Genomic DNA, 16066 nt, shown 5'->3' on the forward strand with positions numbered 1-16066 from the left:
ATTTATTATGAATATGTTAAACGATGTCTTTTCTTGCAGACCATGCGAGGATTACTTAACTTAAAAAACATTGCTAAAAAATATAGTCAATCATTATCACTGCTATGAACGAATCTCCCAAAACGGTTTCCGATCCTGCCGAAAGCGACTCAACGGGTGTTTTTAACCCCAAATCATTTGATAAATCTGAACATTTTGCAAACCGCGAACTGAGTTGGCTGGAATTTAATCGGCGCGTACTCGAGGAAGCGCAAGACCCGGCGGTGCCTCTGCTGGAACGCCTCAAGTTCCTCTCTATATTTAGTACAAATTTAGACGAGTTCTTTATGGTTCGCGTGGCCGGTGTATCGCGGCAGATCGATGCGAATGTGCTTCATAAAGGAGCCGACGGACTTTTGCCTCGCGATGTGATGGACGCGATGTCGCGGCGAATTCATGAAATTGCTATCATCCAACATGATTATTTTTTCGATGTGTTGATTCCTCAACTTCAGAAGGAGAACATCGCCATACTTAAACCCGGCGAATTATCGACCGAACAAAATAATTTTGTACGCGATTACTTCCAAAATACTGTGGTTTCCATCCTTACGCCGCTGGCGATTGATCCGAGCCACCCGTTTCCCCATTTGGCCAATCGCGCATTGTGTTTAGTATCTGAAGTCGAACCCAAAATTGAGAGTAAATTACCGAAGACCAACCTCGTCGTCGTTCCCATTTCCCTGAATGTCATTCCTCGTTTTGTGCGATTGCCGTCGGCGGAAGGAACTTATCAATTTATTCTGTTGGAGGACTTGATTCGCACGTGTATCAATGATCTATTCATCGGTTATGAAGTAAAGAATTGTTTTACGATTCGGGTGACACGGGACTCCGATCTGACTTACGACGAAGATCCTTCGGAAGATCTTATCAAAACTATTTCCGAATCTTTGCGTAACCGCAGAAAGGGAGCGGCTGTTCGCTTGCAATATGAACGCGGCCTACCGGATAGTTTACTCAAGCTACTTCTCCGTGAACTGGATCTTCAATACGAGGATTTGTACCCCTCGCGGGGATTTATTTGTCTTTCCGATTTGATGAATTTGTATCAACAGCTTGACATTGCATCACTCAAAGACCCGCTTTTTCCTCCGCATCACATTCCGGAGCTTGAAACCGGTGCGGATATGTTTAGTATTATTCGCAGCGGTGATATTCTCACCCATCATCCATACCAGAGCTTTGAATACGTCACACGATTTGTGCGTGAAGCGGCGGAAGACCCGAGTGTACTGGCAATCAAAATGACGCTTTATCGTATTGCGGCTAATTCCCCGATTGCGCAAGCATTGCAGTTAGCTGCCGAGCGCGGCAAAGAAGTAGCCGTCCTAGTAGAACTCAAAGCACGTTTTGATGAAGAAGCCAATATCCAATGGGCACGCAAACTCGAAGATGCCGGAGCGCATGTGATCTACGGCATGGCCGGACTTAAAACACACTGTAAAGTATGCCTTATCGTGCGTCAGGAAAAAAACAAAATCCGTCGTTATTGTCATTTATCGACAGGAAACTATAATGAACGCACGGCGCAAATATACGGTGATCTGGGCTTATTTACGGCGCATCCGCGTTTTGGTGAAGACTTGACCAATTTGTTTAATGTTTTGACCGGATATTCTGCCCCGCCCAAATTTCATCGCATCAAAATTGCTCCGACGGATTTGCGCGATACATTTATCAATAAAATCCGACGTGAAGTCAATCACGTCCGTGATGGTAAACCCGGTCTTCTCATTGCCAAAATGAATGCCTTGGTAGATAAACAGATTATTTTGGAATTGTATCGTGCAAGCCAGGCCGGTGTTCAGATCAAATGCATCATTCGCGGAATTTGTTGTTTGAAACCCGGCGTAAAGGGGTTGTCAGAAAACATTGAAGTAGTCAGTATCATTGATCGTTTTCTTGAGCACGCGCGTATTTTTTATTTTCACAACAATGACCAACCGGAGTATTGGCTCGCCAGTTCGGACTGGATGCCGCGTAACTTGGACCAACGCGTCGAAGTCATGTTTCCTATACTGGAACCGCGCCATCAGCAAACGGTGATGACCGTACTCCAAACGCAGCTCGGCGATAATGTAAAAGCCCGCCGGTTTTCAGCCGACGGGACTTATGTACGAGTCAAAAATGATCGTAAAAAAATTCGTTCGCAGCAGGTACTGTACGAAATAGCTGGTAAGTTAGCCAAAATTTACACCGTCAACGAATCCAAAATATTCAAATAATTCTGATAGCGTTCTTCTGAAATCTCTCCGGTTTCTACGGCCTTTTTGACTTTACAATTCGGTTCATCCGCATGATTACAATCGGGAATAGAACATTGGTGATTGTAATTTCGGAAATCACGGAAGTATTTTTTAAGATCTTTTTTCTCAATACTCGATATCTCATATTCGGTAACACCCGGCGTATCGATCAGAACAATTCCTTCCTTCCCGCGCAAACAATTTACTTGGCGGGTAGTTTCCACAATATCATCTACGATCGTCAAGTCATATTCTTCGGGATTATCCGGCAATCGTGCACTTTCTTCTTCGAGTATAAGCTCCGCCAGCGTAGTTTTCCCGACTCCTTGATGACCGGTAAATAACGAAGCCTTTTGTTTGACGGCAGCTTTGAGCTCATTCACACTGGAGAGCACGGCGGACGAGGTAAATATGACGCGATATCCCATCTGTTTATAGACTTCCATCTGCTCTAGAAACATATTATCATCGGCCAAATCAATTTTATGACAAACGATCAGTGGTTTGAAACCTTTACGCTCGCACACCAGCAAATGCCGATCCAGCCAATCCGTACGCAACACCGGCTCCATCACCGACAGGACTAAAACGATTTGGTTGACATTAGCTGCTAATACCAAATCACCCTGACGTTCGCGTGCACCGGGAGCTAACACAAAATTCTGACGCGGTTCATATTTCTCGATCACGCCGCGCATCTCAGGTTGGATTTGAATTCGGACACGGTCGCCGATATACAATGGGCCTTGACGCGTGATATACTCCTGAACCGTACATGCATATTCTTTATTTTCCGCTAAAACAGTGTACACTGAACCGTTCATTCCGCAGATATATCCGCCAAGAACTCGGTTTTTCTGTACAACCGGCGGTTTAGATTCCGGTCTGCGATCGCGATCTTGGGGACGCTGCTGACCGCCGCGGCGATCCTCTTTACGAGGCGCTTCGCTTTTCTTTGGTACATTATTATTCTTTTTCTGCTCATTACGATCGCGATTCGGATCATTGGGCCGGCCGTCGTTTTTGCGATCACGATCATTGCGGTTATTCTGAAAATTCTTTTTAAAAGGTTTTTCAGAAAAAAATCGTTTGTCCTGCGGGTTATTACGATTGCCCTCGCGTGAAGACTCTTTGCGTTGATTATCGCGTTGCGGCTTATTGTTATTCTGCTGATCGCGCTGCTGTTGCTGATGGCGAGGTTGATCTTTAGGAGTAACCTGAGGTTTTACTTGCTCTTTCGGGCTATTATCCGTAGGCGATTTGGGTACATCTTTGTTGGCCTTAATCTTGGCATTAAGATCATCCAGATATTTTTTGGACCAATCATTGTTCGTCGGTTCAGACATAAAACTCCTTACTTCTTCATCTGCGAAAATTCAGCCAACAGACGGTCATACGTCTGCTCTAAGTATTCAGGCATCACTTTGGTGTCCATGATTACCGGCATAAAATTGGTATCGCCGTTCCATCGCGGCACGACGTGCATGTGGACGTGGTCGTCAATGCCCGCTCCGGCGGTTCGTCCGAGATTAAATCCGATGTTAAAACCATCCGGTTTGACACTGCGCTGAAATGCTGTAACGCATTTTTGTGTGGTCGTCATCATGTCCAATAGCGTTTCGGGCGGCAAAGCATTGATGTCCGGAGCATGTTGGTAAGGCACCACCATCAAATGACCGTTGTTGTACGGATATAAGTTCATTATTACAAAATTATGCGTCGAGCGAAAAAGGATCATGTTTTCACGGTCCCGATCTTCTTGCGGTTTAAAACAAAAGATACATCCTTCGCCTTCATTTTTGTCGCCGGCTTTGATATACCGCATGCGCCAGGGTGCCCATAAATGTTCCACTACGTTTACTCCATCCTAAGTATAAAATTATGCCGGTTCGATCCATCGTCCTTCGCGGCGAATAAGATCAATAAGCTTTTGATCGGCATCGGCCATATCAATATTACGCTCGACTAATTCTTTTCCAATATACAGATTGATCTTCCCGGCGCTGGCTCCGACATATCCGAAATCAGCATCGGCCATTTCGCCCGGTCCGTTGACGATACAACCCATAATAGCGATTTTAACGCCTTTCAAATGACCGGTCTTGGATTTGATACGTGCAGTAACTTCCTGCAAATCAAACAATGTTCGGCCGCACGAGGGGCACGAAATGTATTCCGTTTTGGAAACACGTAAGCGAGCCGCTTGCAAAATGTTATACGCTAAGCGCACGGTTTCTTCCGACGCCATAGCCCGGCAATCTAAATAAATAACATCGCCAATGCCATCGGAAAGCAGAGAACCAATGTGCGAAGCTGCATCAAATAAGGGATTCGCTTTATGTTCAAAATGCAAAACCATCGGCGTATTAAAACCGGCTGCATTCAGCTGAGCAATCAGTATCCGATGTGAAGCAATAAAATCACTATCTTGAATCGAAATAATCAAATTACTAAATCCCGCTTCGTGTGCTATCTGAGCAACGCGGATCGCCATCCAGCCTGTTTTTTCCGATGATGATTGGACATGTCGATCAACGAAAGAAGGTATCTCAGTCGGTGAAAAATGAATCTGCAAAATTTTTTTCTCGAAACCGGCTATTGATTCGATAAGTTTACGAACATGCGCTTCGTACACATCGGCCGTCCACGCCTTATCCGGAGTCCAACGTACGCCATCAGTAAAAGGAAGTACAGCACAAGCCATATCTGTCGAATGCCTACAATCCGCCATCAAAGCTACAGTTAATAAATCCTTTTCAATCGTTTCACGCATGCGTTTCCATGCCGTGATATCCTGATAATTGCGTACCGGTGCGTACAACATCTCGGCTTTAAAGGGATTATCGGTTTGGTGTGCGGAAAGCTGTTTGATTTCATTTACAACCTGCATCGTATCATGGATATCACTCCGCAGCGGGAGAGCAACACGCACATGATGCACACCGCCGGCATTAAGCGCCGCTGTTTCAACGACTTGCGTCCATCTTCGATGGTATTGAAACGGGTCCCGCGGTTCTTTAAGACGAATTTCTAAGGCAGCTTTTTCTGCATCAAAAATTACGTTCTGACGATTAAATTTATCCGCTATGGCGCGGGCGGCCGGTATTTCGTGTATTGAATCTTCGGTTAACGAAACACGTATCGTGTCACCGATACCCTCTTCCAATAATGTACCTATGCCTAGCGCTGATTTGATACGGCCGTCTTCGCCGTCGCCGGCTTCCGTTACGCCAAGATGAAAAGGGTAATCCATACCCAATTCATACATCCGCGCGGCAAGCAGACGATACGCGGCGATCATCACCTGCGTATTCGACGATTTCATCGAAAGAACAATATCGTGATAATCGTAGTGTTCGCAAATTCTAACAAATTCGAGCGCGGACTCCACCATACCAAGCGGGGTATCGCCATAGCGATTCATTATTCGATCGGATAACGAACCGTGATTGGTGCCGATTCGCATTGCGACGCCGCGTTCTTTGCATTTGAGAACCAACGGTTTGAAGGCTTCTTCGATACGTTCAAGTTCGCGAGTATAATCATTTTCGGAATATTCGATTACGGCAAATTTCTTTTTGTCTGCATAGTTACCGGGATTGATACGTATTTTTTCTACATACTCGGCGGCTTTTAAAGCGGCATTCGGAGTAAAGTGAATGTCCGCAACCAACGGAACCTTGATACCGCGTTTACGCAGTCCTTCGCGTATCGCACCTAGATTTTCGGCATCTTTGATCGAAGGCGCGGTAATGCGAACGATTTCACAACCAACATTCACAAGATCAATGACTTGACGGATTGTAGCTTCGGTATCTAATGTATCCGAAGTCGTCATGGATTGGATTCGAATGGGATTGGAACCACCGATTCCGATATCGCCCACCATCACCTCGCGGGTAGGTCGCCGACGGTAGGTAAACCGGTATTCACTATAGCGAAAGAGTTTACTTGAGTTCAATATTTGCGGGATAGCAGTCCGAGGTTCCATGCCAAATAATTACGCCTTTGCGCTCGCCGTAATACGCCGGACGCCCGCCTCGATTTTTTTGAAAATTTTTTCTCGTTTTTCAGTACTTTCGTCTTCCGGGACAGTCAAAGCCAACACGCAGTCACCATGCGCGCTACCGATGAGTTTGGCCTCAACCATAAGTTTGGCCTCACCAATGATAACAGGTTGAATCATATGCGAATCGGTAAATCCTTGTCCTACGGCTACATTCATTGCTTGGATGACATTACGGAGCGAATCGCCCGACAACACGCGGGAACCGACCGTTTTGATTGGGTGCTTTTGAATGTCATACAGTCCGGCGGCCGCATAATGATTTTCATTAATATGATACATCAGCAGCATCAGAATTCCTTCTTCATTTTGTTGTGAACGCTGCTTACGGCGATCAAAACAACTGCGGATAACCTCAATCTGAGCGCGTAATTTATTGCCTGCGCATACCGGATGTGAAACAAAACATGATCGTCCGCGGCAAGTATCAATGGGTTCGCCACAAAGTTGGCCGCGCCAATACTCCGTGGTCGGCATCATGTGCGATGTGATCATTTCGCGCGTTATCGGCTTACCTGCTTCGTCGCGCCCGATGTAAAGCGCCGCATCCCACATAAATTCTTGAATGTCTGATAATTGATACGGATTAGCTTTTGCAATAACTTCGTCAAAAGCTGTTTTACTATAAACCGATTTTATCAGATTTACTTTAAATTCGCGTGATAAACCTTCCTGTGGCATATTGATTTCCTTGTTTCTGCCTTGTTAAAGAGGCTCAGGCTTCCGATTTGGATTCGCGCGTCATCAGATCATATACCGCCGCGCGCGGATCTTTATTTTCAAATATAACACGGTATACCTGTTCTATAATGGGCATTTCTATGCCGTGTTTTTGAGCTAACGCATAAGCCGCTTTGGCTGTCTTAACGCCTTCGGCAACCATTTTCATGGAGGCTAAAATTTCTTCGAGTTTTTTTCCTTGTCCTAATTGAATACCGACGCTGCGATTTCGACTCAGATCACCGGTGCATGTCAGAACCAAGTCTCCCATGCCCGAAAGACCCAAAAAGGTCATCTCTTTGGCTCCCATTTTTTTTCCGAGACGCAATATCTCCGCAACACCTCGCGTTATGAGCGCCGCACGAGTATTATGCCCATAACCAAGCCCATCACTGATGCCCGCCGCAATGGCGATAACATTTTTGAGCGCACTCGCCAGTTCCGATCCGACAATATCATCCGTTGTGTATACACGAAAACGCTCACTGGAAAAAATTTTCTGGCAATATTGAGCAGCGGACGGATTTTTAGAAGAAATCGTAACGGCCGTCGGCGCACCGAGTGCCACTTCGCGTGCAAAACTCGGTCCCGATAAAAAGGCCAGTTGACTGTGTTTTGATGGTGGAATAATCTGAAGCAATAATTCCGACATGGTCAACAAAGATTCATTTTCAATTCCTTTGGTACAATTGAGAATGATCGCATCGTCTTCCAAAAAAGGAACGGCACGCTGCATGACGTCTCGCGTTGCATGGGATGGATTAACCTGCAAAACCAGTTTTTTACCACGCACAGTTTGCTGTAAATCAGATGTAGCCGTCAGACTATTAGGTAAAACGACACCCGGTAAATAGGTTTTGTTTTCCCGTTGGGTCTGCATGTATTCAGCGGCTTGTGCATCATGTGCCCAAATTGTAACAGGATAACCGTTACGTGCCAAATGAATAGCCATGGCTGTCCCAAAACTTCCACCGCCAATCACACCGACTTCTACTAATTCTTTTGTATTCATGAGGAAAATATAGTATACGTTGTTTATTATATCAAGACTTATTAAAACACAAATTTTACAATAAGTTAGTTTTAACTTGAATTTTTATTGTATCGGTAATACTTTTCCCATGTTCAAGCACTTTTCTTAGGAGAAATATTTGATGAAAATTTATCTCGAAGCCGGAGTCGGCTTCCAATCCGGAACAGACGCGTATGGTAATGAAATTACCGGCTCATCTAACACAGAGTTAACCGTAAAATATTTACAAGAATATTTAAACAACCAATCTGACATACGGGATCGAAAAACGGAAGTAATAACCACCTCCAACGCCGCCACCGTACTTGAAACGATGCAACCTGAAGATATTTTTTTGACCGTACATCTAAATTATTACAGGCAATCCCAAGGTGTGGGCTTACGCGGGTTTTATCGCAGCTCCCGTAAGCTTAATTCCGAAAAGTGCAAAGCTTTGGCTATTACTGTTACCAAAGCATTGCATGATCACACGGACGTATACTATCACGGCGTCTTCAATGAGCAACGAAATAATAAACCTCAACTCGAACCGATTTTGTCTACTAAAGCTACAGCCGCTTTGGTAGAAGTCGGTTTTAATGATGATTTTAAAACAAAATCACAATCTGAAATGTTGCATAAAAATTTAGCAGAGGGTTTAGGTAAAGGTTTAGTTCGTCACATAAACGCTATACGCTAAAAGTGACCATAAGACAAAAAAACTGTATTATTGTATTAGTATAATTACAATTGGATAGGTCACTTTCCTTTGACAAAAGTCGACTTAAAGTTCATTTTAATAAATACTTGACATTGCACCAATAATCATTTATTTTTTCTCAAATTACCGTCTTAATAGCTTAATAGCTTAAATCAAGAATTATACTGATTAATATTAAAATTTATTTATAAACATCCGAAATTCGGAGGAATGTATGTTGCGTAAAAAATTGATTTGGCTGAGTATGTTAATGGCAACTTCAGCCATGGTTTCCGCGCAGATCGGCAATGGGCTTGGTACCGGGCGTATGGGTACGTTTAACACCTATTCCGCATCAGTTATGGGTTCAGGCTTCTTGAGTACTTACAATCAGGGACGTTTATTCGCAGTGGCAGGACAGAGCGGATTTGGAACAATCAAAAATGTTAATTTGTATCATGCGTCCAACAATTTCACAGCAGCATATGGATTCATGGATAATTTTGATGCTTTAGTTTCTATTATTACATATCAAGACATCAATATTCGTACTGTTCGAGGTTCGCAGTCATTGGTACCAGGCGATTTATATCTCTCGATTCGAACTGGAAGTTATCAAATTGGTGAAGGTAGTTTGGAATATGGTGGATCCGTCACAGGACGTTTTCCAACCGGAGGACAGCATAATATTCCTTTTGAAGTATATCGTTCAAAGAATATCGAATTCGGTGTAATGGGATTGTTATCGTACTATAGTAATCCATATTACAAGGATCAGAGCTATAGTCTTAATTTAAATTTGGGATTTTGGAGTCACAACGATAATGGCACTGTAGTTACGCCATCGGATGATCCAAATTATTCAAAAGTTGAAAGTGACGTCAATGCTCTTGCACTTCAATATGGATTAGGTTTGCAAATCCCCGTTAGTAAAGTACATTTTATGTTGGATTTGTATGGCCTAAATTACCTCACCGCTCCTACCAAATATGTATTTAGTCGTGAATCGTTTGCTTATTCTTCTTTCGGTTTACGCTACAATCTTCGCTCATGGTTAAATGTTGGAACTTTCTTTGACTTCCAATTAGCAGGAAAATCTGACAAGACGAGCTATGATGGGAATGGCAAATTATATGGCGTTACTAAACCAGGTCAACCTGCAAATTCTTCCTCAAAAGGTGCTCCTAACTACAATACTTGGCGTTTCGGCTTCGGACTTGGGTTTAATATCCTTCCTGCCACCTTTGGTAATTCTGGTGGAGCATCCGGCGGTGAACAACGCCGCAAAAAACTTTTAGATCGCCTTATGGAAGAAGAAAAAGGGGCTCAGCGTGCATCCAATCAACTTGATAAACTAAAGAATATCCGAGTTAATGCCGAAAAAGAACTTGAGCAAATTAGATTAGAATTGGAAGGCGGACAGTAGTATATACAGTAAATGAAAAAAATCGAAGCAATCATTCGACCGTTTAAACTTGATGACGTCAAAGAAGGACTTCTTCAAGTCGGTGTAAAAGGAATGACGATTTCAGAAGTACGCGGTTTCGGGAGACAAAAAGGACATACAGAGTTATATCGAGGTAATGAATATCGCATTGATTTTTTACCGAAAATAAAACTTGAAATTGTAGTTGAAAATGCTATGTTAGACACGACCATAGACATGATTATAGATCGGGCTAAAACCGATCAGGTCGGTGATGGTAAGATTTTTGTAACCAATTTAGAGGAAGTGATCCGGATTCGTACCGGAGAATCAGGTGAAGAAGCGATCTAACATACGAGCCGTTCGACGGCGAACAAGAGACATCCGAAGTGTCTCTATCGCCAAAAAAAGTATATTATAGGAATTTTAGCCCCTGACCGAAAATCAGGGGCTTTTGATTTTAATTAACTTAAGTAAGTAATAATTCACTTATCAACAAAGGAGCTATCGATGAGCAAAGAAGCCATCAAAAAGGCTATGGACCTTGCTAAAAGCCGCAACGTTCAAGTCGTTGATCTCAAGTTTATGGATTTTATTGGTGTATGGCAGCATTTCACCATCCCTATCTATGAGCTTAACGATGAAGTTTGGGAACAAGGTCTCGGTTTTGACGGTTCCAGTATTCGCGGTTGGAAAGCTATCAACGAAAGCGATATGCTTGTTATCCCCGATCCGAATACGGCCATGATTGACCCTTTTCAACAACCCTCGACATTGAGTATTGTGTGCGATGTACACGAACCGCTTACCAAAGAACGATTCAGTCGTTGTCCTCGCGGTATTGCTCATGCTGCCGAAGCTTATCTGAAATCCACCGGAATCGCCGATACGGCTTACTTTGGTCCGGAAGCCGAATTTTTCATTTTCGACAGTATCCGATTTGATCAGACACAAAATGCCGGCTATTATTACATTGACTCGATCGAAGGTGTATGGAATCGTGGCCGCGATGAAAACCCCAATTTAGGTTACAAGATTAGAAACAAAGAAGGTTACTTCCCCGTTCCCCCGGCTGATCAATTTCAAAATATGCGTAATGAAATGATAATGATCATGCACGAATGCGGGCTTCACGTCGAACGTCAACACCACGAAGTCGCAACGGCCGGTCAAGCAGAAATTGATTACAAATTTAACAGCCTTGTTCGTTCCGGTGACGATCTTATGCTTTTCAAATACATCGTTAAAAATGTAGCCTGGAAGTACGGTAAAACGGCTACCTTTATGCCAAAACCTATTTTCGGCGATAACGGCTCGGGTATGCACGTTCACATGAGCCTTTGGAAAGCAGGACAACCTCTTTTTGCCGGCAATCAATATGCAGGACTGAGCGAGCTCGCACTGTACTTTATTGGCGGTATTCTAAAACATACCAAAGCACTCAACGCCTTGGCAAACCCTACGACGAACTCCTACAAGCGTCTTACGCCGGGATTTGAAGCACCTGTCAATCTCGCCTATTCACAAAGTAATCGTTCGGCGGCTGTACGCATACCGATGTATTCCAATAGCCCTAAAGCGAAACGTGTAGAATACCGTTGCCCCGATCCGAGTTGCAATCCCTATCTTGCGTTTGCAGCCATGATGATGGCCGGTCTTGATGGTATTCTCAATAAAATTCACCCGGGTAATCCCCTAGATAAAAACATCTACGACCTTGCTCCGGACGAATTGGCCAAAGTACCTTCGACCTGCGCATCGTTGGATGAAGCATTGCGTGCATTAGAAAACGATCATGACTTCCTTCTCAAAGGCGATGTCTTCACAGAAGATGTGATCAAATCTTGGATCAGCTATAAGTATGAAAACGAAGTAAACCCCATGCGTCTGCGTCCGCATCCGTATGAATTTGCTTTGTACTACGATATGTGATCGTTTGAACTCCACTCTGTTAAAAAGCCGGTGCTCACGCATCGGCTTTTTTATTTTTGACTTTTCTGAGCGAATTGGTTAATTTCGCACGCATTTTTTTAACCATAGGAATCATACTGCCGTGATTGAAATTTCCGACATCGAAAAAAAACTCGAACTCGCTCAATTTAAAATTTCAGAATTGCGGAGGTTTCTTTGACGTCGATCAACGTGATCAAAAAATAGCCAACCTCGAAGCCCAGACCACCGTTGAAGGTTTTTGGAATGACAATCAGCGTGCGCAACAGATCATGCAACAGATTGCCTCTGAGCGCGCATGGGTCGATCAATGGAAAAAGCTGGATGCGCAATGCGAAGATCTGAATATGCTTTTAGAGATCGCTGAAGAGGAAAATGACGAAGCTACAATCAAGTCCATTGATACCGAACTGACCGAACTCGAAAAGGCGCTTGCACACCTGGAGTTGCGCGCTTATTTCACTAATCCGGAAGATAACAAAAGCACTGTTCTTACGATTCACCCCGGTGCCGGCGGAACAGAGTCCCAGGATTGGGCGGAGATGCTTATGCGCATGTACCAACGCTGGGCCGCCAATCGCGGCATGCAGTGCCAGATTCTTGATATTCTTGACGGTGATGGTGCAGGCATTAAGAGCGTGACGATGGAAATTTCCGGTGAATTTGCATTTGGTCTGCTCAAATGTGAAAGCGGCGTACACCGTCTGGTGCGGATATCCCCTTTTGACTCCAACGCACGCCGTCACACGTCATTTGCGTCAGTATATGCTTATCCAGAAATGGAGGAAGTCGAAGCCAAGATCGAAATTAATCCCGCGGATATCAAAATGGATACGTATCGCTCTGGGGGTAAAGGTGGCCAAAATGTAAACAAAGTAGAAACAGCCGTGCGACTGACGCATATTCCTTCCGGCATTGTCGTGGCGTGTCAGGTAGAACGTTCACAGCATAAAAACCGCGATCTGGCTATGAAGCTTCTGATCTCCAAGCTTTATCAAATGCGTAAAAAAGAAGAACAAGATAAATTAGACAAACTTGAGAGCGCCAAATCCGATATCGCATGGGGCAATCAAATCCGTTCTTACGTTTTTCATCCGTATAATCTCGTAAAAGATCACCGCACCGATACCGAGACAAGCAACGTGCAGGCTGTCATGGATGGTGATATTGATATGTTTATCGAAGCCTGCCTCAAACAAAAAGTCGTTCAATAATAAGTCATGAAAAGTTACCTCGAACAACAGCTCCACTCCGCTTTAAAAGCATTAAACATAGTGCCCGATTGTGAAATAATTTTCACTAAAACAAAGGATGAACGTTTTGGTAATGTGGCGACAAATTTGGCAATGAATCTCGCCAAAACTCAAAAAACGAATCCTCGCGAATTGGCGCAAAAAATTGTTGACCATCTCCAGCTTGATTCATCCTTAGTCACCAAAGCGGAAGTTGCCGGTGGCGGATTTATCAATTTTTTTTTCAGCCCCAATTACCTTTTTGCTCAACTCAAAACTATACTGCTGCAAAGTGAAGAATATGGTCGTCATCGTTTTGGGACGAATCAACGGGTTGATGTCGAATTTGTCAGCGCAAATCCAACAGGTCCTTTATCTATAGGTCACGGGCGTCAGGCGGTGCTCGGCGATGTTCTTTGCAGATTATTATCCAATGCCGGTTATCAAGTTACACGCGAATATTATTTTAATAATGCCGGTGTTCAGATGAAAAAATTAGGCGAATCCGTACGCCTACGGTATTTGGAATTGTTGGGTGAGAACATCACTTTTCCTGAAAAACATTACGAAGGCGAATATATACGCGACATCGCTGCCGATATAAAATCACAATACGGCGAATCCTGGAAATCTTATGATTTCGAACCCTTCAAGTCCTTTGCCGAGGATGTATTATTTGCCAATATCAGAAAAGTCTTAGGTCGCATCGGACTAAAATTTGACGTTTATTACAATGAAGACTCCTTGTACAAAGATGGAAAAATCGAAGCTTTGCTCAAATCGTTTGCGGCTAAAAACCTAACCTATGTCAAAGAAAACGCTACCTGGCTAAAAACTTCCGAATTTTCTTATGATCACGGACCTAAACCCGAAAATGATAAAGTCATCGTAAAATCAACCGGCGAGCCAACTTATCGTTTGCCGGATATGGCCTACCATGTTACCAAATTTGAGCGCGGCTTTGATCATATCATTGACATTTTCGGCGCGGATCATATCGCCGAATACCCCGATGTATTAGCCGGACTTAAGGCCTTAGGTTATGACACCTCGCATGTGCGCGTTCTCATTCATCAGTTTGTGACATTGATGAAAGAAGGAGAAATCCTCAAAATGTCCAAACGTAAAGCTAATTTCGTAACTATTGATGAATTAATTGATTTGCTTGGGCCTGATGTGTTTCGTTATTTTCTCATCATGCGCAGTCACAATTCGCATCTTAATTTTGATCTCGAATTGGCTCAAAAGCAGTCTATGGAAAATCCCGCGTATTACATACAAAATGCCCACGCGCGTATTTGTTCAATTGAGAAAAAAGCCGGTGAACGCGGCATTTTGTTCTCTGTTTCCAATGAAATTAAATTGGATCTATTGAAAGCAGACGAGGAAACCACCATCATTGAAAAACTTCTACAATTTCCGGAACTCACTGCGCGGCTTGCTAAAAATCTCGAACCGCATCCGCTCACTACGTATCTTGAGGAATTGGCCGGTGTATATCACCATTATCAGACGGCAGGCAAGAAAAATCCAGACCTGCGTGTTATCACAGAGGATAAAGCTTTATCTGAAGCACGTCTTGCTTTATGTATCGCCGTTCGCATCGTTTTACGTCGAGGTCTTGATATTTTAGGCATCCATGCTCCGGAATATATGGCGCGTGATCAGGTTGATGAAACAGTTTGAAATAAATTGACTTTCCGTGGTGCGTTGTATACATTGCGCCGCATTTAATTGAAAATTTCAGGAGAAAAATGTGGATATATTGGTTGTCGGTTCGGTCGCTTTAGATTCAGTAGAAACACCTTTTGGTAAAGTCGAAGACGCCGTCGGAGGTTCTGCTACTTTTTTCAGTGCAGCGGCCAGTTATTTTGCTCCGGTCAATCTTGTGGCGGTCGTCGGTAACGACTACCCTATGCATGCTATCGAATATCTTAAATCACGCCGTGTTGATTTTAAAGGATTACAAGTTGAACAAGGCGAGACATTTCGCTGGGCAGGTCGTTATAATTATGATCTGAATCAACGCGACACAATCTACACCCACCTCAATGTATTTCAAAACTTCAAACCACATATTCCCGATGCTTATAAATCATCACAATATGTGTTTTTAGGCAATATCGCTCCTGAATTACAGTTTGATGTGTTGGATCAAGTCCAATCGCCTAAATTAGTCGCTTTAGATACAATGAATTTTTGGATTGAAGGCAGTCAAAAAGCATTACGCAAAGTTCTTGAACGCATTGACATCTTTATTCTCAACGACTCCGAAGCAAGACAACTGGCCAATCAACCCAATTTGATAAAAGCCGCCAAAGAAATTTTTAAAATGGGTCCTAAAGCGATTGTGATTAAAAAAGGTGAATACGGCGCAGCACTCATAACACCTGATGCACAATTTAATGTGCCGGCTTATCCTTTGGAAGACGTGTATGATCCGACCGGTGCCGGAGACACCTTTGCCGGTGGTTTCATGGGTTATATCGCTAAAACAGATGATGCATCATTTGAAAATCTCAAGCGTGCCGTAGTCTATGGCAGCGCGATGGCCTCATTTTGCGTACAAGACTTTAGTATCAATGCCTTAAAGGAGCTTTCCGAAGATAAAATTTTTGATCGCGTTCTTGCATTCAAACAACTCAGCCATTTTGAAGAAAAATAGAGTGGAT

13 protein-coding genes are annotated in these 16066 nt (G+C 43.5%); 8 read left to right on the top strand and 5 right to left on the bottom strand.

The features are described from left to right. Positions 1–104: 104 nt before the first annotated feature. Positions 105–2267, top strand: a complete 2163-nt coding sequence (gene ppk1 / locus HUU58_01180; GenBank protein ID NUN44267.1) for a polyphosphate kinase 1 — start codon at positions 105–107, stop codon at positions 2265–2267. Here the strand turns inward: ppk1 and rsgA are convergent. The 5 genes from rsgA to HUU58_01205 are packed head-to-tail and all read right to left on the bottom strand — an operon-like array spanning position 2234 to position 8086. Beyond that, entirely contained in the window at positions 2234–3634 is a 1401-nt protein-coding gene (rsgA, locus tag HUU58_01185; GenBank protein NUN44268.1) for a ribosome small subunit-dependent GTPase A, read from the bottom strand. The genes ppk1 and rsgA overlap by 34 nt on opposite strands. 8 nt (positions 3635–3642) lie before the next feature. Continuing rightward, the gene (locus HUU58_01190) at positions 3643–4140 is read right to left on the bottom strand and encodes an HIT domain-containing protein (protein ID NUN44269.1); all 498 of its coding nucleotides are present in this window, start codon (positions 4138–4140) and stop codon (positions 3643–3645) included. A gap of 27 nt (positions 4141–4167) precedes the next feature. Continuing rightward, a complete protein-coding gene (ispG, locus tag HUU58_01195) occupies positions 4168–6279 on the bottom strand; it encodes a (E)-4-hydroxy-3-methylbut-2-enyl-diphosphate synthase (GenBank protein NUN44270.1) in 2112 nt (703 codons plus the stop codon). A 9-nt stretch (positions 6280–6288) separates the two neighbouring features. Further along, on the bottom strand, positions 6289–7035 hold the full coding sequence (locus HUU58_01200) for a hypothetical protein (protein ID NUN44271.1): 747 nt from the start codon (positions 7033–7035) through the stop codon (positions 6289–6291). A gap of 34 nt (positions 7036–7069) precedes the next feature. Then, positions 7070–8086, bottom strand: a complete 1017-nt coding sequence (locus tag HUU58_01205; protein ID NUN44272.1) for an NAD(P)H-dependent glycerol-3-phosphate dehydrogenase — start codon at positions 8084–8086, stop codon at positions 7070–7072. 142 nt (positions 8087–8228) lie between these two features. Here HUU58_01205 and HUU58_01210 point away from each other — a divergent pair, with 142 nt between their 5' ends. The 7 genes from HUU58_01210 (at position 8229) to HUU58_01240 (ending at position 16059) form a co-directional block, all read left to right on the top strand. Then, positions 8229–8786, top strand: a complete 558-nt coding sequence (locus HUU58_01210; GenBank protein ID NUN44273.1) for an N-acetylmuramoyl-L-alanine amidase — start codon at positions 8229–8231, stop codon at positions 8784–8786. A 235-nt stretch (positions 8787–9021) separates the two neighbouring features. After that, positions 9022–10212 (top strand): hypothetical protein, encoded by a 1191-nt coding sequence (locus HUU58_01215; protein NUN44274.1) that lies wholly within the window; start codon positions 9022–9024, stop codon positions 10210–10212. A gap of 12 nt (positions 10213–10224) precedes the next feature. Further along, on the top strand, positions 10225–10563 hold the full coding sequence (locus HUU58_01220) for a P-II family nitrogen regulator (protein NUN44275.1): 339 nt from the start codon (positions 10225–10227) through the stop codon (positions 10561–10563). Positions 10564–10722: 159 nt separating this feature from the next. After that, positions 10723–12144: a type I glutamate--ammonia ligase gene (gene glnA, locus HUU58_01225; GenBank protein ID NUN44276.1), complete on the top strand. Its 1422-nt coding sequence runs from the start codon at positions 10723–10725 to the stop codon at positions 12142–12144. Between the two features lie 125 nt (positions 12145–12269). After that, on the top strand, positions 12270–13376 hold the full coding sequence (locus HUU58_01230; GenBank protein NUN44277.1) for a peptide chain release factor 2: 1107 nt from the start codon (positions 12270–12272) through the stop codon (positions 13374–13376). Positions 13377–13382: 6 nt separating this feature from the next. Continuing rightward, positions 13383–15080: an arginine--tRNA ligase gene (locus tag HUU58_01235; GenBank protein NUN44278.1), complete on the top strand. Its 1698-nt coding sequence runs from the start codon at positions 13383–13385 to the stop codon at positions 15078–15080. 70 nt (positions 15081–15150) lie between these two features. After that, the gene (locus HUU58_01240; protein ID NUN44279.1) at positions 15151–16059 is read left to right on the top strand and encodes a bifunctional hydroxymethylpyrimidine kinase/phosphomethylpyrimidine kinase; all 909 of its coding nucleotides are present in this window, start codon (positions 15151–15153) and stop codon (positions 16057–16059) included. Positions 16060–16066 lie beyond the last annotated feature (7 nt).

This window comes from bacterium (assembly GCA_013360215.1).
Classification (GTDB): domain Bacteria; phylum CLD3; class CLD3; order SB21; family SB21; genus JABWCP01.

What these genes read in the sequence shown, in the direction of transcription:
- ppk1 (NUN44267.1), top strand. Translation starts at nt 105, where the DNA reads ATGAACGAATCTCCCAAAACGGTTTCCGATCCTGCCGAAAGCGACTCA.
- rsgA (NUN44268.1), bottom strand. Translation starts at nt 3,634, where the DNA reads ATGTCTGAACCGACGAACAATGATTGGTCCAAAAAATATCTGGATGAT.
- ispG (NUN44270.1), bottom strand. Translation starts at nt 6,279, where the DNA reads ATGGAACCTCGGACTGCTATCCCGCAAATATTGAACTCAAGTAAACTC.
- HUU58_01200 (NUN44271.1), bottom strand. Translation starts at nt 7,035, where the DNA reads ATGCCACAGGAAGGTTTATCACGCGAATTTAAAGTAAATCTGATAAAA.
- HUU58_01205 (NUN44272.1), bottom strand. Translation starts at nt 8,086, where the DNA reads ATGAATACAAAAGAATTAGTAGAAGTCGGTGTGATTGGCGGTGGAAGT.
- HUU58_01210 (NUN44273.1), top strand. Translation starts at nt 8,229, where the DNA reads ATGAAAATTTATCTCGAAGCCGGAGTCGGCTTCCAATCCGGAACAGAC.
- HUU58_01215 (NUN44274.1), top strand. Translation starts at nt 9,022, where the DNA reads ATGTTGCGTAAAAAATTGATTTGGCTGAGTATGTTAATGGCAACTTCA.
- HUU58_01220 (NUN44275.1), top strand. Translation starts at nt 10,225, where the DNA reads ATGAAAAAAATCGAAGCAATCATTCGACCGTTTAAACTTGATGACGTC.
- glnA (NUN44276.1), top strand. Translation starts at nt 10,723, where the DNA reads ATGAGCAAAGAAGCCATCAAAAAGGCTATGGACCTTGCTAAAAGCCGC.
- HUU58_01235 (NUN44278.1), top strand. Translation starts at nt 13,383, where the DNA reads ATGAAAAGTTACCTCGAACAACAGCTCCACTCCGCTTTAAAAGCATTA.